26 protein-coding genes are annotated in these 22,455 nt (G+C 67.3%); 14 read left to right on the top strand and 12 right to left on the bottom strand.

Features of this window, described 5'->3' with window-relative positions; all coding sequences use genetic code 11:
• Positions 1 to 66 precede the first annotated feature (66 nt).
• The 9 genes from ACLJRL_RS29320 (at position 67) to ACLJRL_RS29280 (ending at position 9,140) form a co-directional block, all read left to right on the top strand.
• Positions 67 to 1,884, top strand: coding sequence for an SAM-dependent methyltransferase (locus tag ACLJRL_RS29320; RefSeq protein ID WP_410659546.1), 1,818 nt, complete (start codon positions 67 to 69; stop codon positions 1,882 to 1,884).
• A complete protein-coding gene (locus ACLJRL_RS29315; protein ID WP_410659545.1) occupies positions 1,881 to 2,303 on the top strand; it encodes a hypothetical protein in 423 nt (140 codons plus the stop codon). The genes ACLJRL_RS29320 and ACLJRL_RS29315 overlap by 4 nt, the downstream gene beginning before the upstream one ends.
• A 301-nt stretch (positions 2,304 to 2,604) precedes the next feature.
• Positions 2,605 to 3,666, top strand: a complete 1,062-nt coding sequence (locus ACLJRL_RS29310; RefSeq protein ID WP_410659544.1) for a S1 family peptidase — start codon at positions 2,605 to 2,607, stop codon at positions 3,664 to 3,666.
• Between the two features lie 307 nt (positions 3,667 to 3,973).
• Positions 3,974 to 4,735 carry a DUF5753 domain-containing protein gene (locus ACLJRL_RS29305; protein ID WP_410659543.1) on the top strand — a complete coding sequence of 254 codons (762 nt, stop codon included), beginning with the start codon at positions 3,974 to 3,976 and terminating at the stop codon, positions 4,733 to 4,735.
• A 50-nt stretch (positions 4,736 to 4,785) separates the two neighbouring features.
• The gene (locus tag ACLJRL_RS29300; RefSeq protein ID WP_410659542.1) at positions 4,786 to 6,423 is read left to right on the top strand and encodes an SAM-dependent methyltransferase; all 1,638 of its coding nucleotides are present in this window, start codon (positions 4,786 to 4,788) and stop codon (positions 6,421 to 6,423) included.
• 294 nt (positions 6,424 to 6,717) lie between these two features.
• On the top strand, positions 6,718 to 7,236 hold the full coding sequence (locus ACLJRL_RS29295) for a hypothetical protein (RefSeq protein WP_410659541.1): 519 nt from the start codon (positions 6,718 to 6,720) through the stop codon (positions 7,234 to 7,236).
• A gap of 98 nt (positions 7,237 to 7,334) precedes the next feature.
• Complete coding sequence (locus ACLJRL_RS29290) at positions 7,335 to 8,126, top strand: hypothetical protein (protein WP_410659540.1); 792 nt, start codon at positions 7,335 to 7,337, stop codon at positions 8,124 to 8,126.
• Between the two features lie 268 nt (positions 8,127 to 8,394).
• On the top strand, positions 8,395 to 8,901 hold the full coding sequence (locus ACLJRL_RS29285; RefSeq protein WP_410659539.1) for a hypothetical protein: 507 nt from the start codon (positions 8,395 to 8,397) through the stop codon (positions 8,899 to 8,901).
• Positions 8,874 to 9,140, top strand: coding sequence for a hypothetical protein (locus ACLJRL_RS29280; RefSeq protein WP_410659538.1), 267 nt, complete (start codon positions 8,874 to 8,876; stop codon positions 9,138 to 9,140). The genes ACLJRL_RS29285 and ACLJRL_RS29280 overlap by 28 nt, the downstream gene beginning before the upstream one ends.
• Positions 9,141 to 9,374: 234 nt before the next feature.
• Here ACLJRL_RS29280 and ACLJRL_RS29275 read toward each other — a convergent pair whose 3' ends face one another.
• On the bottom strand, positions 9,375 to 9,632 hold the full coding sequence (locus ACLJRL_RS29275) for a hypothetical protein (protein WP_410659537.1): 258 nt from the start codon (positions 9,630 to 9,632) through the stop codon (positions 9,375 to 9,377).
• 211 nt (positions 9,633 to 9,843) lie between these two features.
• Positions 9,844 to 10,161 (bottom strand): hypothetical protein, encoded by a 318-nt coding sequence (locus tag ACLJRL_RS29270; protein WP_410659536.1) that lies wholly within the window; start codon positions 10,159 to 10,161, stop codon positions 9,844 to 9,846.
• 1,093 nt (positions 10,162 to 11,254) lie between these two features.
• Here ACLJRL_RS29270 and ACLJRL_RS29265 point away from each other — a divergent pair.
• Complete coding sequence (locus ACLJRL_RS29265; protein ID WP_410659535.1) at positions 11,255 to 11,572, top strand: hypothetical protein; 318 nt, start codon at positions 11,255 to 11,257, stop codon at positions 11,570 to 11,572.
• Between the two features lie 93 nt (positions 11,573 to 11,665).
• Here the strand turns inward: ACLJRL_RS29265 and ACLJRL_RS29260 are convergent, their stop codons facing one another.
• Complete coding sequence (locus ACLJRL_RS29260) at positions 11,666 to 11,845, bottom strand: hypothetical protein (RefSeq protein ID WP_410659534.1); 180 nt, start codon at positions 11,843 to 11,845, stop codon at positions 11,666 to 11,668.
• A 296-nt stretch (positions 11,846 to 12,141) separates the two neighbouring features.
• Entirely contained in the window at positions 12,142 to 12,711 is a 570-nt protein-coding gene (locus ACLJRL_RS29255; protein WP_410659533.1) for a MepB family protein, read from the bottom strand.
• 335 nt (positions 12,712 to 13,046) lie between these two features.
• Here ACLJRL_RS29255 and ligD point away from each other — a divergent pair, with 335 nt between their 5' ends.
• Positions 13,047 to 15,035, top strand: coding sequence for a DNA ligase D (gene ligD / locus ACLJRL_RS29250; protein WP_410659532.1), 1,989 nt, complete (start codon positions 13,047 to 13,049; stop codon positions 15,033 to 15,035).
• Position 15,036: 1 nt separating this feature from the next.
• Here ligD and ACLJRL_RS29245 read toward each other — a convergent pair whose 3' ends face one another.
• From ACLJRL_RS29245 to ACLJRL_RS29225, 5 genes are all read right to left on the bottom strand, one after another.
• A complete protein-coding gene (locus ACLJRL_RS29245) occupies positions 15,037 to 15,312 on the bottom strand; it encodes a hypothetical protein (RefSeq protein WP_410659531.1) in 276 nt (91 codons plus the stop codon).
• A gap of 29 nt (positions 15,313 to 15,341) precedes the next feature.
• On the bottom strand, positions 15,342 to 15,821 hold the full coding sequence (locus ACLJRL_RS29240; protein WP_410659530.1) for a hypothetical protein: 480 nt from the start codon (positions 15,819 to 15,821) through the stop codon (positions 15,342 to 15,344).
• A gap of 212 nt (positions 15,822 to 16,033) precedes the next feature.
• On the bottom strand, positions 16,034 to 16,474 hold the full coding sequence (locus ACLJRL_RS29235; protein WP_410659529.1) for a DUF6283 family protein: 441 nt from the start codon (positions 16,472 to 16,474) through the stop codon (positions 16,034 to 16,036).
• 241 nt (positions 16,475 to 16,715) lie between these two features.
• A complete protein-coding gene (locus ACLJRL_RS29230) occupies positions 16,716 to 18,005 on the bottom strand; it encodes a helix-turn-helix domain-containing protein (RefSeq protein ID WP_410659528.1) in 1,290 nt (429 codons plus the stop codon).
• 5 nt (positions 18,006 to 18,010) lie between these two features.
• Entirely contained in the window at positions 18,011 to 18,154 is a 144-nt protein-coding gene (locus tag ACLJRL_RS29225; RefSeq protein ID WP_410659527.1) for a hypothetical protein, read from the bottom strand.
• 188 nt (positions 18,155 to 18,342) lie between these two features.
• Here ACLJRL_RS29225 and ACLJRL_RS29220 point away from each other — a divergent pair, with 188 nt between their 5' ends.
• Positions 18,343 to 19,185, top strand: a complete 843-nt coding sequence (locus ACLJRL_RS29220; RefSeq protein WP_410659526.1) for a hypothetical protein — start codon at positions 18,343 to 18,345, stop codon at positions 19,183 to 19,185.
• Positions 19,186 to 19,642: 457 nt separating this feature from the next.
• On the opposite strand, the gene ACLJRL_RS29215 is transcribed toward ACLJRL_RS29220, so the two are convergent.
• Together ACLJRL_RS29215 and ACLJRL_RS29210 are read right to left on the bottom strand one after the other, a co-directional pair.
• Positions 19,643 to 19,939 (bottom strand): hypothetical protein, encoded by a 297-nt coding sequence (locus ACLJRL_RS29215; protein WP_410659525.1) that lies wholly within the window; start codon positions 19,937 to 19,939, stop codon positions 19,643 to 19,645.
• A gap of 245 nt (positions 19,940 to 20,184) precedes the next feature.
• Positions 20,185 to 20,454, bottom strand: coding sequence for a hypothetical protein (locus ACLJRL_RS29210; RefSeq protein WP_410659524.1), 270 nt, complete (start codon positions 20,452 to 20,454; stop codon positions 20,185 to 20,187).
• A gap of 76 nt (positions 20,455 to 20,530) precedes the next feature.
• On the opposite strand from ACLJRL_RS29210, the gene ACLJRL_RS29205 reads away from it, so the two are divergent.
• The gene (locus ACLJRL_RS29205) at positions 20,531 to 20,860 is read left to right on the top strand and encodes a hypothetical protein (RefSeq protein ID WP_410659523.1); all 330 of its coding nucleotides are present in this window, start codon (positions 20,531 to 20,533) and stop codon (positions 20,858 to 20,860) included.
• Positions 20,850 to 22,004: a hypothetical protein gene (locus tag ACLJRL_RS29200; protein ID WP_410659522.1), complete on the top strand. Its 1,155-nt coding sequence runs from the start codon at positions 20,850 to 20,852 to the stop codon at positions 22,002 to 22,004. Before ACLJRL_RS29205 ends, ACLJRL_RS29200 begins: the two co-directional genes overlap by 11 nt.
• 132 nt (positions 22,005 to 22,136) lie before the next feature.
• Here ACLJRL_RS29200 and ACLJRL_RS29195 read toward each other — a convergent pair whose 3' ends face one another.
• Entirely contained in the window at positions 22,137 to 22,328 is a 192-nt protein-coding gene (locus tag ACLJRL_RS29195) for a hypothetical protein (RefSeq protein ID WP_410659521.1), read from the bottom strand.
• Positions 22,329 to 22,455: the final 127 nt, after the last annotated feature.

Raw genomic sequence — 22,455 nt, 5'->3', positions numbered from 1 at the left:
AGCGGCAACGCTTCCTAAGAGGGCGCCCACGTACGCCGGGCCCTACAACGACGAAAGCACCACGCCGTGACACCAGAGCACGCCAGCCGCATCCCTCCCGCCGCAGAGCCCGGCCACTCCGGGCCCAACGGGACGACGTCGCTCGCAGGACTCCGCGCCACACTGGCCGGGGCTCGTGACGACGCCGTCCCGGACGCGGCGTTGTGGGACGTCCGCAAGCACATCCCCAGCCTCGGACCTTCGATCGCGGCCGAGTACGAGTTCCGGAACCGGGTGATCGCTGGTGCTCTCGAGGCCGGTGTGGGGCAGATTGTCGTCTTTCAGCCCGACCTGCGGCCCTGGCCCTTGGCTCACGAGATGCTCCCCGATGGCACGGACTGCCGGGTTCTGTATCTGCTCGACGACGCCGAGCCCGCCGTCCGGTCCCTGATCACCAACACCTGCCGCGATATCCTCACTGTTGGCTGGGTGCCCGCATATCCACGTGTTGAGGTGTGCCTCCACGCGGCAGCTGTGGCCGGTGAGATCGACCTGACCAAACCGATCTGTGCGCTCGTGTTGCACGCGCTACAGCACATGTCTCAGGCGAAAGACCTGATCGCCGGGCTCTGGAACGTCCTTCCGCCGGGGAGTTGGGTCGCGGTCACCCACCTCACACTGCGCGCCCAGAGTGATCCCGGCGAGATCGGCCTTCCCCAGGTCGCTGTCGAATTCCGGCAGCACACCGGAACCCCGCTGGTCGTCCGCCACGCGGACGAGCTGGCCTGGCGCTTCCAGCACCCGAACACGTGGGACTTCCTCGACCCAGCCACCGGACTGGCCCAGGGACCCGGCGGAACCGGCACAACATCGTCCACAGCGGACGGTGCGCTCATGGTGACCACCCTGCTCGTCCAACGACCAGCCACCAACAACACAGGGCGATCCCATCGATCCCCAGACCTTTCCTCGTTTCCGCGACAGAAACCGGCCACCGTCATGCGTTCGGCACACAGTCACGACTTCCTCGCACCACTCGGGTTCGTCCCAGGTCTCGATGACGAGGAGGGGCGCCCCACGCCCACGCGGGTCAACGCCGCACTGCTCGAACGTGGCCAGGCGGACATCTCACGGATGGGCGGTCACCTCCGGATCGACCAGGAACTGGCCCGGCATATCGACCGCCAGGCGCCTGGCTACGTCGCTGTCCTGCTGGCGCAGCGGCGGTTCCGGGACCGGGTCATCGCGGACGCCGCGGGCACGAAGGGCATTACCCAGTTCGCCGACGCCGGCGCACAGCTACCCGCCGGGCGAGAGCGGATCACCGCGCACACGATCGCGAGCGCCCACGCGACGGCGGCACGAACCGTGCTGGTCCCCCGCGACGTCTATGTCGGGGCGCACCTGAAATTCGCCGTGGACGAGGCGAACGCCAACACCGACGAACCGGGGCATGCCGCCGTGGTCCCGGCGGCGATTCACGACGTCCTCACGCCACTCCTGGCGGAGCACGGTGACGACCGCTGGTCCCTGGACCCCGCGGAACCACTGTGCATCACGATCGGTGACCTCTCGCATTGGCCGGGCAAGCCGAAGGACATGATCCGCGCCTACCACGACGAGGTCGCGGTCGGCAGCGTGATCGCGTTCAGTTTCCTCGGCACCGCCCCGGCAGACACTCCGGAGGCCGGCGAGCTGGAGGCTCTGCGACAGCTCTTCAGGCAGACCGTGGAGCCTGAGCTCACGCTGCGGGACGGAGACGACATAGAAACCTGGTTCCCTGGCTGGAAGATCCTGCCTCCAGGTGTGACCACGCTGTCCAGCTGGCTCGAGCCAGAACACGACACCACACCGGCATCACGGCTTCCGATATGGTGCGTGGTCGCGGAAAAGGTCGACTCATGATGCCCTCGACGACAGCGTCCGTGAACCTCTCCAGAAGGAGCACCGCACAGGCCGATCGGCCGCCCGCCGACGTGATCGACCATGCCCTCACCGCGCTACAGGCCCGCCGCCTGACCAAGGTCACCTACCTCGCCGAGCTGGACCGCGACGACGCCGGAGCTCGGCTGACCACCGCGCTGGGGCGGCTGATCGAGCAACGCAGCTCGGGCCGCGAACAGATCTTCGTCGACGTCAGAACGGGATCCGTGGTGCGGATCCTTCTCGACCGCGGAGACCGCGACGACAAGGGCGCACCGGCGGCGTTCATGGCCGAATACGTCGCCCTCGGTGCCGAACCACGCCTCTACCAGCGCCTCGTCGACGCCAGCCACAGCCACACCCCGCAACCACGGCGAACGCCAGGGCAGCGCAGCCGTTGAAGGGGACCAGTCACGCATGCGCGTGAGCGCTCGCGCCGCAGACAGCAACACGAACGCAGGCGTCAGAACCCCGCGACGCGCCATGTCTGAGATCGAAACCCGGCCCGGTGCCTGATCCGTGCGAGCGGCGCCGTGGCCACCGTCCCGCCGATGCACACCACGTCTCGACGGATTCCCACAACGCCCACCCGGTCTGACAACTTCATCAGACTTTTCGTCGTCACCGGTGTGCTCGGGGGCTCACAGTCGCGCTCGCGCACCCGCAGCGAGCGTCAGGAAGCACTATCAGAGAAGGGAAACAGTGAAGAACACGACAAGACCCCGCCGCCGTGGCGGGTTGCGCGTCGCCGTGGCCGCCCTGGCGGCATTCGTCGCCACTGGCCTCGGCGGTGCACCGGTCGCTGCCGCCGACGGCGGGAACCACGGTGCGGCACAGGCCGCACCCGCCAGCACCAGCCCGTTCGCCACCGACAACGGAGGCGACGATGTGTCGCCGATGATCGTCGGTGGCGAACGGGCCTCGGAGGCCTACGCCGGCGCCGGGTCGATCCAGCTGCGCAAGAACGGCGTGGAGGATTGGCACACCTGCAACGGTGCGCTCATCCATCCCTCGTTCGTCGTCACCGCGGCGCATTGCCTGTCCGTGATGCCTCCCGCGCCTCAACGCGCGGACAGGGCGGGCGAACTGGCGTGGCGGGCGTTCCAGCAGACACCGCCCCCGCGGCGGGCCGGGGTGGGTACGCAGGCGGATCCGCAGGATCCGTCCCAGTACACGCTGCGGATCGGGTCGACCAACCGGCACTCCGGTGGCGCCGTCCGCGGCGTCACGTCGATCTCGCTCCCGAAGCACTGGGAGTGGGGTATGCCGGACGAGGACGGCTACGTCTGGGATCTCGCGCTGATCCAGCTGGACCACCCGGTCCCGGGCTGGATGGTCACGCCCGCGAAGATCGCCTACCCGCGCGCCGGGAAGCAGACGCGGGTGATCGGGTGGGGCCTGACCGACCCGGACCCAGCTCACTGGGGTGCCCCGGCACCGACGTGGCTGCGGCAGCTCGACGTCCCGATCACCGCACCCAGCGAGTGCAAGGCGGGGATCGGACGTGGCGAGATCTGTCTGGGCACCGCCCCGAACGGCGGCACCGCATGTGCCGGCGACTCGGGCGGCGGGGCGTTGCAGCGGTACGGGCGGGACTGGGTCCTGATCGGACTCGGGTCGCGCTCGCACACGCAGGCCTGCGTCAGCTCCACGATCTACACCACGGTGGCGGAACCGCGATTCCTGCTGTGGATCATCCAGACCGCGCAGGAGCGTGATCGGAATACGCAGATCACACAGGCGGATCTGACGTTGGCCGGCTAGGGGAATCGGTGATCCGGCGCCGCAGGACGGCGCCGGATCACCGGTTCTTCCCCTGCCAGTTCGCCTGACGACCGTGGCCTGCCGCTCTCGGCCCACGTCCCCAACGCCCCGCGCCGCAGCAGCGGCAGCGTCATCCGCGGAGCCCGGAGCCATAGTCCTTGAGTACTGCAGAAAGTGATTGACCGTGTCCAGCGCACCCCGTACGGCAGGAACAACGTCCGCGTCTATCGAAAGATCCTCGGTTCAGAGCCGTGAGATCGGTGCCGCGTTGTCGAGCGCCTTGCAGCGATCGCCGCGGACTCGAGGAGTGATCGCGGGCGAACTCGGGTGGAACCCTGCGAAAACGAGCCGCATGGTCAGCGGGCACATCACCGCCGCGGGCCTGGACGTGGCCCGGTTTCTGGTTGCGGCCGAGGCGATTCCCGAGGAGATCGACCGGGTGTCCGCTGTGGCTGATCTTTCCCCGCGGGCCTACAGCGTCCAGTTCCACCCGCCGGGTCTTCCCGACATGTTGCCGACGCTCAGCTATCTCGGTGCTAGCGCCAGCACGATCATTGCATACGAGCCACATCGGCTGCCGCACCTGATACAGACCGCCGGATACACCGCGACCATGTTGCGCGACAACAATCTTCTGGCGAAGAAGACGGTCCGCAACGGGGCAGCCGCACGCCAGGAACGCCAGACAATCCTCAGCCGGCCAACAGGACCGGTCACGACGGCGTACATCAACGAGACGGTTCTGAGTCAGGCGTTGCCGGGCCGGGTCGCGGCCGAGCAGCGACTCCACTTCCACACCTTGGTCCGGCACCCACGCTGCCACCTCAGAATCCTCCCGGCAGATGCGTACGTCACCGCCATGCCGGGCTTCACCCTGTTCCAGGACGACCACGGCCACGACGTCGTCACCGTCTACACGCCGACGGCGATGCTGGTCCTGGACGCCCCGGATCACCTCGCGCCCTACCGGCAGACCATCGCCCGGCTGGCGGCCGGCGCCCTGCCTGAGACCGACTCGGCGGCCAGGCTTCTCGCCCCGGGCACCTTCGGCGGGGAGACGACATACTGATCGCTCGCGCCGCCGCCGGCGGCACCCTCGCGACAGGCGGAGACCCGGGTGTGAACCGTCCGGTCGAGACGTGGCGGGACGAACGCGGGCCGTTCTGGGGCGGTCCGTGCCCCGCGTTGTTCGGGTGCTGCCTGAGTTTCCACACTTCCGCCAAGCGCGTCGACTACCAGAGGTACTGGACTGCCCTGCCGACTCCGTGTAGTAAGCGTCCGCACCCTGCCCTGGTCGACAACGTGCTGCGCAACGGTGATCAGGCCACGCCGAACGACCGGCGGCTGGCCGACGAGCTCACACACATCTCCCTGGCCGCACCGGCCGCGGTGCGCGAACGCGACCAGTTCACCGCACGTGTCGTCGACCACGCCGTCGCCGAGGGCATCACACAGTTCCTGGACCTCGGCTCCGGACTCGCCTGCACCAACGCCGCCTACGCCGCTCTCACCGACACTCCTTCCAGCGCGGGCACCGCGCCGAGCATCGTGTTCGTGGACAACGACAAACGTGTCCACGACTTCAATCGCGCCTGGCTACGCCGATCCCCGCACCGGGACCTCCGGGCCACCGCGGTGCGCGGGAACTGCTTCGCGATTCCCTGGATGCTCCGCCGTCTCCGCCGGGCCAAGCTCCTCGACCTCGACCGGCCAGTGTGCGTCCTGATGGTCGATATCCTGCACTTCTTCGAAGGCCGCGCCCCGCGCACCATAATCCGTTCCCTCACCAAACACCTGCCGCCGGGCAGCATCGTCGCGGTCACGCACCTGACCGACCGGCCCCTGCTGCTTGGGATCACACCGTCCACGCGCAAGGCGCTGCGCGACGATACGGCCCGCTGGTGCCGTGCCTACCAGCGCTGCGTTCCTCCGCACCCCAGGACCTGCACGCCCGCCCAGTTCGCGACGCGGCTGGCCGATCTGGACCTTCTGGCACCGGGGGTCTCCAGCCAGAGTTGCTGGCCGAGCCCGGACACCACCCAGTACCCGCGTCCACCCTTCACCCTCGCCGCTGTCTGCCGCGTCCCCCACGTGACCACGTCCCGAGCCGACACCGAACCTGATGACCCGCCCACGGCCGTCACCCCGCACAGCACACCCCGCGGCACGGCGAACACACCTCTTCTCACCGCTCGTGACGTGCTGGTCGACGTCTTCGCCCGCAGCGGCGCGACCCGGGAGGACTTCGCGGCCTCCGTCGGGTACCCCTGCGCGACGATCAGTCGCGTGCTGAACGGCAGTAGCCGCATCACCCCGGAACTCGCACACGCCGCCGCACAGCACTACGAGCTCGACCCGCTCGACCTGTTGATCCGCCAGAACCGCACCGCGCTGGCCACCATCACGGCCGACCGGGATCACATCACCTCCGCAGCCGGATCACCATCGGCAGTGAACCGACATCCAGTCGGCCACGCCTTCGACGACAGCGCCTCGGCGATCGAGGTGCTCCGTGCGGTCGTCGCCGACACCGGGTTAAGCCAGAGCCGGTTCGCCGTCACGGTCGGATACGACCCCAGGAACATCTCCAAGATCCTGAACGGCAAACACTCCATCACGGCCGGCTTGGCCGACAGCGTCGGCCGGCGCTACGGAATCGACGCCGACGACCTCCTCGCGCGCCAGTCACGCAGCCAGCTCGCCGCGATAGCGGAACGCCTCCTGAACTGTCGAGCCGCTGATTCCCCGCCCGAGTGATCCCGCGCCCGTTCGGACCCCGCACTCCTCACGAAACGGCCGCTCGTGCGGCTGAGAAAGAGACACAGCATGAACGAGCCCGACCCACACGCCACACCGCCTCCACTGCTACCAGGCAGGCGGGAGCACAGGAAGACTCGCTTGTGGCCGCCCGCCGCCGGCAGGGACCGGCCGCTGCTCCGCCGCGCCGTGATTCGTCCTGGTCGCGCCGACCGCGTACGCGGTCGGCGATCGTTCGCCCCGCGCCGCCATCTCATCGCCCATTGGGACCGCCGCGACGACACACAGGCTGCGATGCGGGAGGTCGCCGCGGTGTGCTGGGGATCGACCATCGCCGCCGGCGCCGGGCTGGCAACGTGGAGCGGCAGGCTTTACCTGTCGATGCCATGGTGGCCCGGCACAATCGCGGCGGCGGGCGTCGCCGGCGCGGCCCTGGGATGGGTGCTGGCGACGTCGAGGTTCTTCCGCAACTCCTTGCTGCGCGCATCGACAAGCCTGGTCCCCGTCCTCGTGGCGCTCGGACTGGTCGCCGCGGGACAGCCCGCGGACACCGGGTTCGCACCGAACACCTGGGCCGGGGTGCGGGACTACCGAGGCGGGTGCCTGACCGGAACGGAATACACCGACTCGGATGCCGCGCTCAGCATCACCACCGACGTCGTGACCCTCACCGGATCCCGGGGCGGCCAGTTGCGGTTCACCAGGACCGGACAGAGCTGGCAGTCCCCGGCCCGCGCCGAGATCTGGGGCCTGAGCATCACACCACGCGACCGCGCCACACGGGTCACCCTGGCCACCGTCGGTTGCGACTAGCCGCGCCACCGCGGTGCGGATCTCGCTCGCCAGACGCACGGACGCTGATCGCGAAACGCTCGAAGCCACCCCGACCGGAAAGGGACTCACACGCCGTTATGAGAAGTGCTTTCGAAGGTGAGCGCCGGTGGCCCGGCGGCCACAAGGAACTCACCCTGCTCGCCGTGCCCGACCTCCACCGCGATGCCGCAACAGGTACGGGTTCCCGGTTGGCGACGCTCCTCGACGGCGTCCGCACAGTCGTGTCCCCGTTTCCCGGCACCAGCACGCCTGTGCCGGATGCGGGATTGCACGTGACGATTCAGCCGATCAATCACGGTCTCTACGACACACCGCCGATCGGCAGGACGACGGTGACGAAGCTCGTCGACGACCTGACCATCCTGCTCCGTGATCGGCCCGCGTTCCCGCTGTGGATGGGATCCCCGGTCATCGGCCAGCGCGGCATCGTGCTCGACCACGAACCCCTCAGCGATGGCCCATTCGACGACTCCCCCGAGGATCCGTTCAGCGACCTGGTCGACGACGTGCGTACCGTCATCGCCCGAGTGTGCGGTCCCGGCGCGATCGGGCACGACACCCGCCCCTGCCACATGGCCCTCGTCTACGCCAGCTGCGATCAGGAGACCGAGGATTTCAGCAGTGTCCTGCGGCGTGTCCGACCAAGCCACGCATTCGTGATGGTCCGCACGCTCGTCCTCGCCTGGGTCCGGCAGAGCCCCACCGAATGCTGTTACCAGTGGAAGGTCGTCAAGCGCTTCCAGCTGACGGAGCACACCGGGACATCACCGGCCGGACGAGCCCGCTCAGGGCGAGACGAGCACAGCCCGGCACTGCCACTGCTCCAGCCCGCCTCACCACGTCGTCGTGCAGCGGAGAGAAAGGCATGAACGACACGGGAACAACCCAGAACACACGACGGTCCTTGCCTAGCTGTCCCGCACCGACCGTCGAAGCCCCCACCGCGACCAGAAGCCCCGATACGCGACTCCTCACGATGCTCACCGACCAGCTCGACCTCGAGCCCGGTCACCGAGTCCTCCAAATCGGACCGGGCTACCTGACAAACCTGCTCACCGAGCGCGCCGGACTCACCGGAAACGTCACCACCACCACAAAAGGAAAGGCACCGTCGGGCTTCCACGCTATGACCGCATCGTGGTCACCGCGGAGCAATGGGACCTCTCACCCGCCTGGCGCCAGCTCCTCAACGGCCGCGGGCGCCTGGTCGTGCCGCTCCGGATCCGCGGCGGCACCCATGTCGTGGCCTTCAAGCCAGGCAACGGCTGCCTGCGGTCTGTCGCCAGCCGCTTCTACAGGGCTGTCCCCCTGGACGTCACCGACCAGCTGGGCCAGCGACGTGAGCACGGCGAACGCTGTGACGTCCTTACCGTCGCTGGGCGACGCCCGGTGCTCATCTGGGACTCCGACCAGCGGATCAATCCAACCGAACTCGGCCAGTCCCTCGTGCCCAACGCTGGCAACCGGACGTGGACCGGCGTCACCGTCAAAAGCGGTGACGATCTCGGCGCGTTGTGGCTGCGGCTCGCGGCCAGGGAACTCGGCGCCTGCGGGTTCGCCGGCAACGCAGGCGAACAGCTGGCCCCCTGGCGATCCCCGACGGCAGCCCCGGGATCGTGGAAGAGTCCAACCTCGCGTATCTGATCCGTCGCGAACAGCCCTCCGAGGAACCTTCCACCACGACGCGGTTCGAGCTGGGCGTCGCCGCGTTCGGCCCCTACGCCGCCATGCTCGGCGACCGCTTCGCAGTCCACATACGCAAGTGGAGCACGGCAAGGACAAGGCCCCCGTACATCACGGCCTACCGGCTCGGGCGGTCCGGGCACCGGCCGCGGACACCGATGATCGACCGGCCCAGCACCCGGATCGCGATTACCTGCTGACCCCGCCACCAGCGCTCGGCACCACCGCTGTCGCCGATCGACACCCGGACGGCCCGGCCGACCGTTCAGGCCGATCTACCGGCCGAGACCACCACGAGACCACCACGAGACCATCGTGATCGTGGCGTTCGAGCTAACCGCGGAGCACACCCGTGTCCTCGGCTGAGCCGGCGCACTGGCGTCCACTGTAGACACCGGTCGTATGGTGGTCGGAGCATGCCAGCCAGGGCGAGGTCAGTTGTGGACGCGGTCAAGTTCTGCGCTGAGACCGCTTTCCCGAACACGGTCGGCCGCAGTCGAGGGGTAGCGGTGGCACGCCAGCCGTACCTGCGCGGGGTGCGCGGCATGCGCACGGAGACGCCAGTTCGCTGACGGGAGATCGAGAATCACCTCGAAGATCGCGTCCGGCGCGTCGAGCTGCCGTTCGATGGCCCCACGCACGATGCCCACGGTCGCGGGCGCCGCCAGATCACGGAACTCCGGAGCCAGCACCTCAACGACAGCGTTCGCATATCCTCTGGCTTTCGTAGTCCGTATCGGGGATACCTCTCCTGTCGTCGGCAGTCCGAGCGAAGGTCACCAGATTTCTGCGCGTACCGACGATCGCGGGATTGCTGCGAATGAGCCGCTCGCGCGCAGGCCCGGCAGGTTCGAGCTCGCAGGCCCGGCGTGTTCTCTCCCCTCGACACACCGGGCCTGCGTCCTACCTTCGGCCAATGCGATCAGCGAACATCATCACCAGCTCAGGACGAACGATGAGCACGAGCGCCACGAGTGCCACGATGAGCACCACTCCGACCACAAGCAGGCGCACGAAGCGGTGAAACCGCTCAGCTACCTCCTTGTCACCGAAGAGCACCACAAGGCCGTCCCAGGGCACCTGGGATGCCTCGACAACGTCTTGACTCGACGCGCCGATCCGCCCCCTGGCTCGCCAAAATAGACCAGCGCAGACCCGCGACCAGCGATTTTGAGTCTCCCCCGGCGGTGCTTCTTCGCCGAAGCTGCTAGACTTTGCCACGGAACTTCTCCTTAGTTGCTTGCACGCGACAGGTTTGTTCCAGCACCCAGGCTGCCTCACAGCCTGGGTGCACCTTTATATTCATGTTTCTTGAATTATTCAATCCTGCATTAACTCATATTCGCGCAAAAGTTCACACACGGATACACACATAGATTCTCACTATTGCCCTAGATCAAGTCCTTTCCAGGCCGACATTTTGGCACAGCACCAGGTTTCGCAGCCCAGCCAGCCCCGCTTTCGAACACCGCGCGCTGCCGAACAGCAATTCCCGGACTGCCTTGGGAAAAGAGAAGACTTATGTCCCAAGTGGACTTCCCTTCTCTGAGTCCGAGAGCGTACATGATCCCCGACACCAGAATTTCCATGAGGTGCTCCAGCCCGCCTCCGGCACGAATCGCTTTCCCACCAGCTTGGCCACGTCGAGACGGACCGGCACCGCCGCGAGTAGTTGCGCCAAGCGTAGCGCCGACGGCGATGCAACACTGCGGAACCTGTGCACTCTTTCGGCGGGAGTAAGCGTCGTTTTCTGCGTGTCACCGGATTCTGACTGGTGAGCCTGCTCTGAGGCGAGCACGACGGTGCCTTCGGTCGAGCCGGAATGCTCGCCGGTCATCAGCCCAGCCCACCGCGCCAGCGACCATGGCCGCAGTTCGAGTACAGGTACCGGGCACGGTTCCGGTGGACACCGTGGGACCGGGACGCCTCGGGGCCACGACGCCATCGACGGACCGCTGTCGACGACGAACATCAGGTCCAGCCAGCGCTCTCTTCTCGATCGGGTGACCGGCCACCACTGTCCGGTCTCCGCGGCCCGGACGGCGGTGGCCTCTTCGTCCAGGACCACATCGTTGTGTCGCCGAGAAACCGTCTCGCGTTTCAACGTTCTCAGCACTCGGAAGCAGCCCAGCGACTCGAGTGGCTCGACACCGCCGCCGACAACAACGCTTCTCGAAGTCCGCGTGCCCGGAATAATGCAACCTGCTGGCCGTGACCGTGTCGTGTCCTGCTGATCTCCCGTGGCCAAAACTTCCGCTTGCCCGGCGGGTATGGCGTTCCCGCTGATGTCGGGCGGACCCCAGCGCAGTGGCGCGTGGGCGACCGGCCGCTCACCCTGGACGGGATCCTCGCCACCGCCGCGCGGAAGGTCTCCGCCGAAACCGGTGTCGACATCCCCCGTGACGCCACGACCCGGATCGTGCGCGCGATCCGCCCGATCAGCTCCCCGCACACCCTGCACGCCTGGACGTGTACCTACACCGTCCACATCGCCCTTACAGTCTCCCCGCCGCCGCCGTGGACGCCGGACGTCCCTGGCGCGACGTGGCACGACGGCGACGAGCTGCTGGATCGCGATCTGCCGAGGCTCTGGCCCGACCACCGCCGAGCCCTGCTCGCCGCGATCGACTGATCCGTGTCCCGCCGGGTGGGTCAATGGAGATGGACTGGCGGGGCGCGCCGTTCTGACGGCTGCGTTCAGCTGGCCCGGAGGGTAGCGGTGCGGTCAGGCCTGGGTCGGTGCGGCGCCGAGCGAGGACTCGAGCGCGGTGAAGACGCGGCTGTCGGCGAGCTGGAATTCGATGTAGTCGGGTTCGTAGAAGGCGGTCACTGTGGCTGGGGTGCCTTCGGGCAGGTTGAGCTCGGGTTCGTCATCGAGGAACACGACCTGGTCGCCCACGTTCATGCCTGTCATGATGCCAGCCAGGCACGATGATCGGCGAGCCGGTTGTCAGCTGGCTCGGCTGGTTCGGCGGCTTTTGGTGGTGCGTAGCCGAGAAGAGTCGGTGCCGTTTCAATGATGGACGCCTCGAACGTCAAGCGATTGACAATCGCGGCGCAGAGCCGCGGGGTTGCTAGCTGGCCAGTGGTTGCGGGTACACAGTTCGGCAGCCGCAGCTCCGGACCGTCAGCCGAGCGGCCGTGAGCTGATGAATGCCGAAACGCGCCGGCTGCGGCAACGGAAGGGACTGCAGCCGTCGTTCATGGGTGATAGAGCACGTGAGCACGGGCGAAATCGACCGGCCCGTCGTGACCTATGGGCAGAAAATGGTTCAGTTGCCATGCCTGCGTGCGGCGGGCCTGAGGATTCGTCGTGGTCACCCACGGCGGGTAGACGCGGAACGCCCGTTTTCCACCTATACCGTTTCGCGACATGATCTCCCGTTCGCAGAGCACCTCTCGCCCGAACACGAACTGCCCGAAGTGCCCGCCATCACGAGTACTGATGACGACGAGATCAACAGGATCCTCCGAGTCGAAGGGCTGGATCGGGCCGTCAGCGGACCTCGTCCACACCGTCGCGAACTGGCCGACCTTCATCGGGGTTACTTTGGCCGCACGGAACCTGATGGCGTAGCCATCCAGAGCAAATTCATGTGCCCCATAATCAGCACTCTCCACCTCGGCTACCGGCCGTGAACAGGTGAACCCGCTCGGGTCGTACACCAGCGCCTTCGCCTCGAGGAGATCGTCATGGACCGACCCCACCGAAGACCAGGACTGGGAGTCCACGACGGGGAACTCCGACAAGCCCTCGCGGTTCGTCGACATTCCCCCATCCTGCCATCGGCCACCACCCTGGACCTCCGCCGCTCACAGAAACACGGAACGCAACGGACGTGCGCGTGGCGGACGGGTTCGGACATTGACACCGAGCCGGCGATCACACGTCAGCCGCCTGGTACTACCGAGACAAGCAACTGACGAAACTCCTCTGACCTGCAGTTACCGTGCACTGCTGCTCCATCCGGGTTACCGTCGCAGTCGCAGTGACTGCGAGCGGTCACAGCTAGCTGTCTTGGCCGCTCGATCGACGAGAGGCGGTCGAGATGGCGGGCACGCGACCGGGCGGTGGGGTATCTCGCGTTCCGGCGTGGGTGGAGCCGATGCTGGCCAAACCGGACGGCGGACGACTCCGCAGCGCCGCAGGCTGGGCGTATGAATACAAACTCGACGGCTATCGCTGCTGCATGGCGGTCGCGCCCGACGGTACGACGGTGCTGACCAGCCGCAACGGCATCGACTTCACGGCCGAGTTCGCCGAACTGGCCGGTGTTCTGGGACCTGCGCTCGACGGGACAGCGGCGGTGCTCGACGGCGAGATCGTCGTCTACAACGGCCGCGGCCAGGTCGAGTTCGGCGCATTGCAGGAGCGACGCGGCCGCTACCAGTCCCATCGCAAGCTCGCCGGCCACACCGAGCCCTTCATCGACATCCCGGTCCGCTTCCTGGCTTTCGATCTGCTCCAGCTCGGCGACCGGTCCCTGCTGACCGCGTCGTATGCCGAACGCCGTACCGCGCTGGAACAGATCCCGATGCCGGACCCGTACCGGGTCGCCGTCGTCCCGTCGGTGACGTTCGAGCAGCTCGCCGCCGACCGGCTCACCCCGCAGAACCTGCTCGACCGCGCGGCAGCGGACGGCGCGGAAGGACTGGTCGCGAAACTGCGGACCTCCACCTATATCCCCGGGAAACGGCCGGATGCGTGGCTGAAACACCCCTTGATCCAAACCCAGGAAGTGATCCTCTGCGGATGGCGAAAGGGCCAACGGGGTCTCGAAGGGACACTCGGCAGCCTCATCCTCGGCGCCCACGACCCGGCTACCGGCGACCTGGTCTACGTCGGCGACGTCGGGACAGGATTCAAGGCTCCGGAGAGGGCCCGGCTGAAGTCGCTCCTTGCCGAACGTGCACGCCGAACACACCCGTTCGCCGCGCAACCACCTCGGGAGGACACCCGCACCGCCCTGTGGGCCGAGCCCGACCTGGTGGGCGAGGTCGTCTTCCGGCAATTCACCCGCAGTGCCGGCCGCCTCCGGCACACAGCTTGGCGGGGACTACGCGACGACCGCGAACCCGCCGACGTACTCGCCCCCGCGAGCCCCGATCCCGGCCCGGCCTCACCCAGACCACCGGCCGGGAAAGTGGCGCGTCCGGAACCAAAACCGACATCGGCGGGCAGCAAAGTAACCGTGCAGGCGGGAAAACGGCAACTCACACTGTCCAACCTGGACAAAGTCCTGTACCCCGGCCCCGAATTCACCAAGGGTGAGGTGATCCGCTACTACTCCCTCATCGCACCCGTGCTCCTCCCCCACATCGCGGGGAGGCCGGTCACCACCATCCGGTTCCCCGACGGTGTCGACGGGCAACAATTCTTCGAGAAGAACGCCCCGCGCGGCGCGCCGAGCTGGCTGCGCACCGTCCAGCTGCCCCGCAGCAGCGTCACCGGCGAGAGCATCACCTACCCACTGCTGCACGAGCTGGCATCCCTGGTGTGGACGGCCAACCTCGCCGCACTCGAGTTACACGTGCCACAGTGGACAGTCGGTCCCGGGCCGTCGCGGCGGATGCCGGACAGACTGGTGTTCGACCTCGATCCCGGACCCCGCGCCACGATCGTCGACTGCGCCCGCGTCGCGGAACGGCTCCACGACCTCCTCACCGCCGACGGACTCACCCCGGTCGCCACCACGTCCGGCTCCAAAGGCATGCAGGTCTACACCGGCGTCCGCGTACGGCAGGCCGACCGCACCTCCGCCTACGCCAAAGCCGTCGCCGACCGCTTCGCCGCGGAAACTCCCGACCTGGTGACCGCGAAAATGACAAAAGCCGCCCGGGACGGACGAGTCTTCATCGACTGGTCACAGAACAACCCGGCCAAAACCACCATCGCACCCTACTCACTACGAGGCCGCGAACAGCCCACCGTCGCAACCCCGATCACCTGGAACGAAGTCCGCTCCTGCAGAAAACCCCCCGACCTGACCTTCACCGCAGACGACGTCCTCGAACGCGTCGAAACGCTCGGCGACCTCTTCGCGGTAGTCGCCGGCAGCCGTACCGCCCTACCCGCACCAGGCCGAACCCCATAAATCACTGCCGCGACATCGCAGACACCTCTGCCTGAGCCAGCAATAGCCTCCGGCGAGCCACTGCCCACACCACTCTTCCGAACAGCCGATCCCCAACGATCGCCTCCGCATGAGCATCACGTGCGACGCCCAGTGTGCCCTCCTCGATGTTGTCGGCGATATCGCGCAGCATGGCCACGACCGCGGTGCGGTCACGGTGGGAGGACCACTCGACGAGGCCGTCGTGGCCGACCAGCACGACGAGGTCAGTGCGATCGCGGCGGTTCTGAGAGATCACGAGACCGCCCGGGGAGCCCGTCGGACTGTTCATGATTTGGTGTGCCCGCGTCCCGGGCCGCGTCCCGGACGGCTGGCCAGCCATGCCAGGAAGGCGCGAGGGTCGTACCAGTTCGCACGGCCGACGGTCTCGGATTCGGGCGGGCCGGGGTCCGGCCGGGTCCTGTCGAGGCTGCGCGGGTGCTTCGTGGTCCGCTCCAGACGTGCTTTCCGGCCCCGGCTGATGGCCTGAGCGACCGCCTCCCGGGTCGTGCCCGCCTGCGCGGCGATCTCCTCGACGGTTTCCAGCGGCGGAAGACCGGTGTCGGCGTCGGTGAACGCCTGCTCGGCCGCTGCGGCGGTGGTGTGCAGGGTGTGCCAGGTGGAGTGCACGGTGGTGTGTTCGGGCCGGCCGCGCGGAGTGGTGGTGATCGTGACGGTTTCGGCGAGCTGCCAGAGGTGGTGCCGGCGTCCGTCGTCGTGGTGGACGGTGACAAACCCTGTGCCACCAAAGGAAAGAACACCGTGCACGAATCCCTGACCGAGAAAGCCTCGGACCCCGGGACCGCGCGATGACCGGACGCCGTCGCTGACCCGCCGGAAGGCCAGCGACCTGAGCCCGATCGACCGCCGCGTCGCGCGGGCTCGCGTCCGGCACAGGCCGCCGGGGCTCCATGCCCTCGTGCTGCTTGTCGTTCGGCACCGCCGTGGTCCTTCCTCGTCTTCAGCGCAGGTCTCGCTGCTCACGTCGACGTGTGCTCGCGGACCATCTCGGCCCAGGTCTCGTGAAGCGGAGGCCAGTTCGCGCCGGGCGTCAGCGCGGATGCCGGGAGACGGCCGGTGGCGACGGCGAGCCGGATCGCGACATGGTCGGCACCGAACCGGACCAGCCACCCGGCGCAGGCGAGGTCGGCTTCAGTGCGCGGTTCTCCTTTGTGACAGCCGAGTATGCGGTCACCGAGCGTCGGATGCTGCCCGGTTTCGGGGTCCCGCACCGTCTTGGCCAGGGCGCGCCATCGTTCGGCGGGGAATTTCGTGTCGGGGCTGTCGCAGTTGTCGGCACGGACCGGGCACGGGCCGCAAGGAAACTCCCGATACGGCATGGGCTGTCGCCCCGACGATGCGGCGGCGTCGCACAGATCAGCATCGGGTGCGAGCGGCACTACGGTGTCAGGAGTGCTCATCGCGTCGGGCTCCAATCCAGAATCGGTGATCGTGATGACGAGGGCGGCATTTCGACGACGTCTGGGCGGCGAGCGTACCGACCGGCCGCGGCGTGGCGGCAGGACTGGGCGGCCAGCCACTCATCCTCAGCGGCCGAGTCGACGAACACCCCGCCCGGCATATGGTCGACGCCGCGAGCCGCGTAATCCGCCAGAACCACTCCGCCCTCCACCGCTGGGCAGACCACTGGCTCGCCGGCTGCTACTGGTGTCCTTGCGGTACTCGTTGGCCGATCTGGGCGAAGGTGTCGTAGGGGAACAGGACGGTGTCGAGTCCCAGCCCGCGGGCGAAGCGGCCGTAAAGCCGCTCGACGACGGCCGCCGTCGCGTCCAGCATCTCGTCGGTGCTGGCGCTGATCGTGCACGTGTAGTCCGTCGTCTGAAACGGCCAGGTCGAGTATCGGTAGTGCTCCTCGTTCATCGCGAAGGTCGACTTGAGGCCGCGCAAGTCGGTGGCGTGGACACCGATGTCCCAGAGACCGCGGGAGGCGGCGTAGTGGTTCAGGATCCCCGCGGACACACTCACCAACTGGTGGGCGAGCTCCAGGTGGTAGTTCGGGGAGATGCACCGCTCACCTCCGTTCTTGCGGGTGCCGGAGCCACTGGTGACCCTGATCCCGCCCTGATCGTCCAGAAGGAGCTGCAGCAGGCCGGGTTCTCCACCGGACGGAGCATCCGGGCGTGATGCTGTGACCATGAGGCCTTCCGCATGGGGCACGCCGTGGCCGAGCATGGTGAACCCGGGATAGAACTCGGGCTTGCCCGGCAGGAACTCGCCGATCCAGTTCGCGGGATGCTGCGGGGCGAGCACCTGGGTGACCTGGACAGAGGGGGCCATGACGGGCTTGGCGAACAGGTAGATGTGCCCGAAATTCCGGGCGTGCTCGCCGAAAGGCTCGAAGTCGTGCTTCATCGCCCGTAACTGTTGCTCGAAGTCGGCGACCCGGCTGGTGCGTTCGGCTAGCAACCGGCGCACCTCATGGTCGGCCAGGACGCGCTTGTCCGTGGCGCTGCGTCCCCAGTACTTCTCGTCGACCATGTGCGGGGCACCTGCCGACGCCGGGACCACCACGAGCAGACACACCGGTCCCGCGGGATCCTGTTCGTCGCGGACGACGTCGATCACGACGTTCAGCGGCGGGGAGATCCCGGCGGTGGCGACCTGGCTGATCCGGTCGGACAACTTCTCGGGAGTGGCGACACCGACCAGGCCAGTCGCGTCGCCGATCTTGTCGACGGCCCCGACCACGATGACCCCTCCGTCGACGCTCAAGGACGCGAGATCCTTCGCGAGCTCACGAGATTTGTCGCTACCTCGGGGGATGTCCCGCTTGCACTCCAGCCACTGATTCTCCTCCTGCAGCAGCCCGGCGTCCGCCGCGGCACACAGCTCCCGCCACGTACCGAGGTGGACGCGGGGTCGGCTAGGCCCGAGGTAGAACGACGTCGAGGGCATCATCGGCACAGTCTGCCCCGCGACCCGGGACTCCACGTCGGTCAGGCTGGCTCCTGCAGGCGGCGGAGGATGTTCGCGAGCAGGATCACAGTGTCGGCGGCGACGCCGACGTCCCGCCGCGTGGTGGTGTCATGGTGCTTGACCAGCTGAGCGAACTCGATCGCGGACCGGGCCAGCTTGCGCAACTAGGCGTTCTTCGGCTCGGGAAGGGCGTCCTCGATGAAGCGCTCGATGCGCATCTTAGTCCTGCCGACCGGCGGTTCGGTTTCCCGTCCCGAAGATGAACCTGCGGGTCGTAGACCTGGCGGCTGAGCGCTTCGGTGATGATGACGCAGTCGTTGCCGACGTTGCGGTAGTCCTGCTCGGATCGGGCGTGCTGGAAGTGGCGCCGCAGCTCGGCGATCTCCGCGTCGACGCGCGCCCAGCCGGTGACTGGGCGCGGGCTGATCGCCTCGGCGAGGGTGGAGGACAACGACCGGGTCTCCAGTGGGCCCGTCACCACGATCGGCTCCCCCACCTGCGCGCCGAGCTGGTCGCGCTGGCCTGGAACAGCGGCGTCCGCAACGTCGCCGAACTCGCCCGCGTCACCGACGTCTCCCGCGACACCATCTACGCCGACCTGCGCAAACACGGCATCGACTACGCCGACCAGATCGCTCGCCGCACCGCTCCTCGCTACGAGCCACTGACTCCCGCCGCCGTAACCGGGCTGGGTGATCTGGTCTCGGCCCGAGTCGCCCCGGCGATGCTGGCCGACCGCCCCCAGCCCGCGGCCCTGATCGCGTGGCTGGCCGGAATCATCCTGGACCGCGTGGAATCCTGCTCGGCACCCCAGCCGGCATCGAGACCGACCTGCACGGCCAGTCTCCGGTCTACTCCCGGGCGGATCAGCTGCTCGGCGACGACCTCTCCGTCGAGTCCAACATCTGCGGTCTGCGTTGTGCCATGGAAGTACTCCTCCATCGACGTCCCCGCGGCAGACCGGCCGGCCGGAACCGCGTTAGTCACAGCGGGGCGCTCACCGCGTGCGATCGAGGTGCCCCCGACACGGATTCGGGTGCCACATGGTCCGCCGAGGGACGACCGGCAACGGTCATCGTCAGCGCGACCACCCCGGGGCGATTCCGCACGAAAGATCAGCCGCCGATCGTCCCCCGGAACCTCGTACTCGATTCGCACTCAACGCCATGACCAATGGATTACCGCGCACAAATAGGGGCATCTGACGCCAAAATCTTGATTTGATCACAGATATAGCACGGTAAACGGATTCAACCGACGACCGGGCCGCTGCTGGCTCCTATTACCTTCGGTACGCCGAAATGCCTCCGGACCGCACAAATCGCGATATCGGAGCGCATCAGTGGCGCGCAGGCCGCTGACACGACCCACGGAAAGCCCGCGTGGCCCACCATCCGTTACTACCCGGACAGCGGAGACCGGGCAGTGAAACCGGACCGTGCAGCACCCGAATGCGGGAACGCACGGACGCGGACCAGACCGATCACGCACAACCTGCGGGTGAGGGAACGGGGCCGTGCCCGCCACAGGAGGAGGAGCCCGGCCCGAAGGCCGACCCTTCTAGCCGGGCCGGGATTCCCACACCCCGTACCCGGCCTCCTCGCTGGTCACAGCCCTGGCCGAGGAGCTGGTTCGACCCTGCGGCGTCGAGGTCAGTGGCAGGTGCTGTCGTCGAGGCGGAACCACGCGCTGCTGTGACCGTTGCCGTGACCCCAGTGGTAGGTCACGCCGTTGTGGATCTGCACACCGCCGTCGTCCCGGATGCCGCCGCCCGCGGGCACCGTGTAGACCCACGACCCGCCGACCGTGCTCCAGAACGGAGCACCACCGGCCCTCGCCGAGCACAAGTCGCCCGCCGTCGCACCCGCCGACGGCGCACCCACGATCATCCCCACCAGCAGGACAGTCGCGGCGAGAACACCGGACAAAGAATACCGAGCCTTTTTCATGGCCGTCCTTCCGAATTGATCCGAAATAGCGAAGAAGAGAACGACTTCCAGTCGGGAGACGCTCATCGGAAACGTATTCGAACCCGTCCAACATGTACCCGCCTTCATCGCACACGGACAATGGAAGGCGAGCAAGTGCACTCGATCAGCGAAACAAAGGCCACTAAAATCTTCGAATGCCGACAAACGCTCGCATTTTCCGGACCATGGATGCCGAAGCGGCACGTCGCCGAACGCCGACCGCGTCAGCGGAAGCCGGCCAGGGTTTCGGTGGCCTGGCGGACAGCAGCCAGGTCAGGTCTGACGTAGCGGGTGAACGACCGCTGGCACGCAGCGGGCCAGCCGCCCGCCACGGCGCAGTGACCGGGCTGTTCACTGCCGGGCAGCTGCTCGCCGACCCCGGGAGAAAGCTCGTCGACGTCGACGGAGTCGCCGCGGTCACCCTCGTCCGGCCCGCCACGAAGGGCGGCATCAGGAAGTGGTACCCGCTGATACCCATGCCCGCCGTCTTGCAATCGGAACCCGACAGCGAACGGAGTCTTTAACGACGCTCCGCAATCACGGCTGACGTAGACCCAGTACGGTCGGTGCATGTGGCTGTACGCGGTGTGGGGGCTCGTCGGAGCCGCGGCGAACCGGGGCGTCGTCTTCCTCGAAGCCGCCCAGCGCGTGAAGGGGTGGCCGTGGAAACGCCCGTCCGGACCAGGCGGCGGGGTCTACACGGTGTCGCTCGTTCTGCACCTCGGCATCGCCGCCGCCGTCGGGGCGGCATTGACCACGGCCGGCATCGTGACCAACGGACTCGTCGCCTTCGGTGTGGGCGCGGCCGCGCCCACCGTGGTCAAGAAGATTTCCCGCTACGGCCAAGGGCTCGTACCCTCGAGTGAGCAGGGCCAGGGAGGTGACGACCATGCCACGTAACCCCGAAGGGCGATCCCTGCGGATGCGTCCCGCCACTCCCAACAGCAGGACGTGGCGGCTACTCGCCGCGCTCGCAGACTCCACGCCCGCCTTCACCCCCGCACCTGCACCGCCCGCCAGTAAGACGTGGCAGAGGCTGCTGGCCGCGCTCGCCGACTCGACCTCAGCCTTCGACAAAGACGCGAGAGCACCGGAGGCCCCAGCAGCGCTTCCTTCGGTGGCGGAACCACAGGCGAGCGCGCTTCGCACGTTTGCCGCCGAATTCGCCTGCCTTCCCGCCTATGACCGCCTTATGGCCCGTACTTGGTATCCCGTTGCAGAGTTGAGCAAGATTCACAACGCCGCGCAATTTATCGCGGTGCGGCGGCACGAACTGTCCGATGAGCAGACTGATCGGCTCGCAAGTTTCGCACTGCTCGCCGCCGAGCGCGCCGCTGTTCTGGCCAGCGCAGTATCGAGAAAGCCATCCTCAAGGGAGGATGACATCTTCGTTGCTATCCAGCAAACCCACGGGGCTCTCATCAGCGTGCAGATCGCGTCGTCCGCTTTGACGGGTGACGAATTCGGTGTGCTTAGCCACCATGGCACTCGTCAGGTTGAGCGTGCCAGTCAGGAGCTCACACGCGTGATGGCGATTCTCGAGCCCCGCTTGCCGTCCAAGCCTCACAACTATGTGAAGGACCTTGTTCTCGAAAGAACGCGCACACTCACAGGCCAACTTCGTACCCTCCTTGACGGGAATCCCTTTTTACAGAAAGCCTTACAGGCAGCCCTCCACGAGGCCCGGACGGAAATTCGCAACCGAGTTGGCAAGTTCGCGTCTGACCAGGCTCTAGCTACGGCCATGATCGCGGCGTTGACCCAGGATCTCGAATCCGAGGACCTGCTCGACTTGAGCGGAGACGTGTGCGCTGCGGCCGATGTGCTGATTACAGCAGTCACCGATATGACCGCTGCGAACCTCACCGAAGTCGACCTGTCTGGTCTTCGTCTCACCGGTGTGAAGTGGTCGGCCGACACGCAGTGGCCAACGACGTGGGAAGACTCCATTCGTGCACGGTCCACCGAGATTGGTCCAAACCTGTACACGATCATCGACCCCCCCGAAATCGACACTACGACGAAGGCGGGCGTCGTGGTGTGACGCTGGCGAGAAGAGCGTGACCACACCGGGACGCCGTCCCGGTTACTGCGGGACGCCTCGGCAAGAGAGACTGGCCGGTATCTAACGCCGGTGGGATCAGCAGCAATGGCGGTATCGCCGCTACTCAACCCCTCAGTCAGCGTCGGCTTGTTCAAGGGCTTCGCCGATCGCGGTCAGCACGGCGCGGTAGGCGGGCTTCTCGAATCCGTCCGGCAGGAGTTTGAAGCTGTGCAGGTGGGCGTCGCTCGGGCCGCCGTACCCCTGGATCTTGCCGTCGGCGTATCTGCTGGGGTCCGACCGGACCCTCCAGTGCCTGCGCGACAAGCGGGCTGACGCGCATCACCCGCCAGGTCAACCTCGGCATGCCGACCGTCGCAGCACCGCGATAGGCCCAGTCGGGCTGGATCACCACTGAACCCACGGCGGATGGCGATCCGGCCGACGGCGTGAC

The sequence above is a fragment of the Amycolatopsis sp. lyj-112 genome (assembly GCF_046549055.1).
In the GTDB taxonomy this organism is placed as follows: Bacteria; Actinomycetota; Actinomycetes; order Mycobacteriales; family Pseudonocardiaceae; genus Amycolatopsis.
This window is presented reverse-complemented; position numbering and strand designations above follow the sequence as displayed.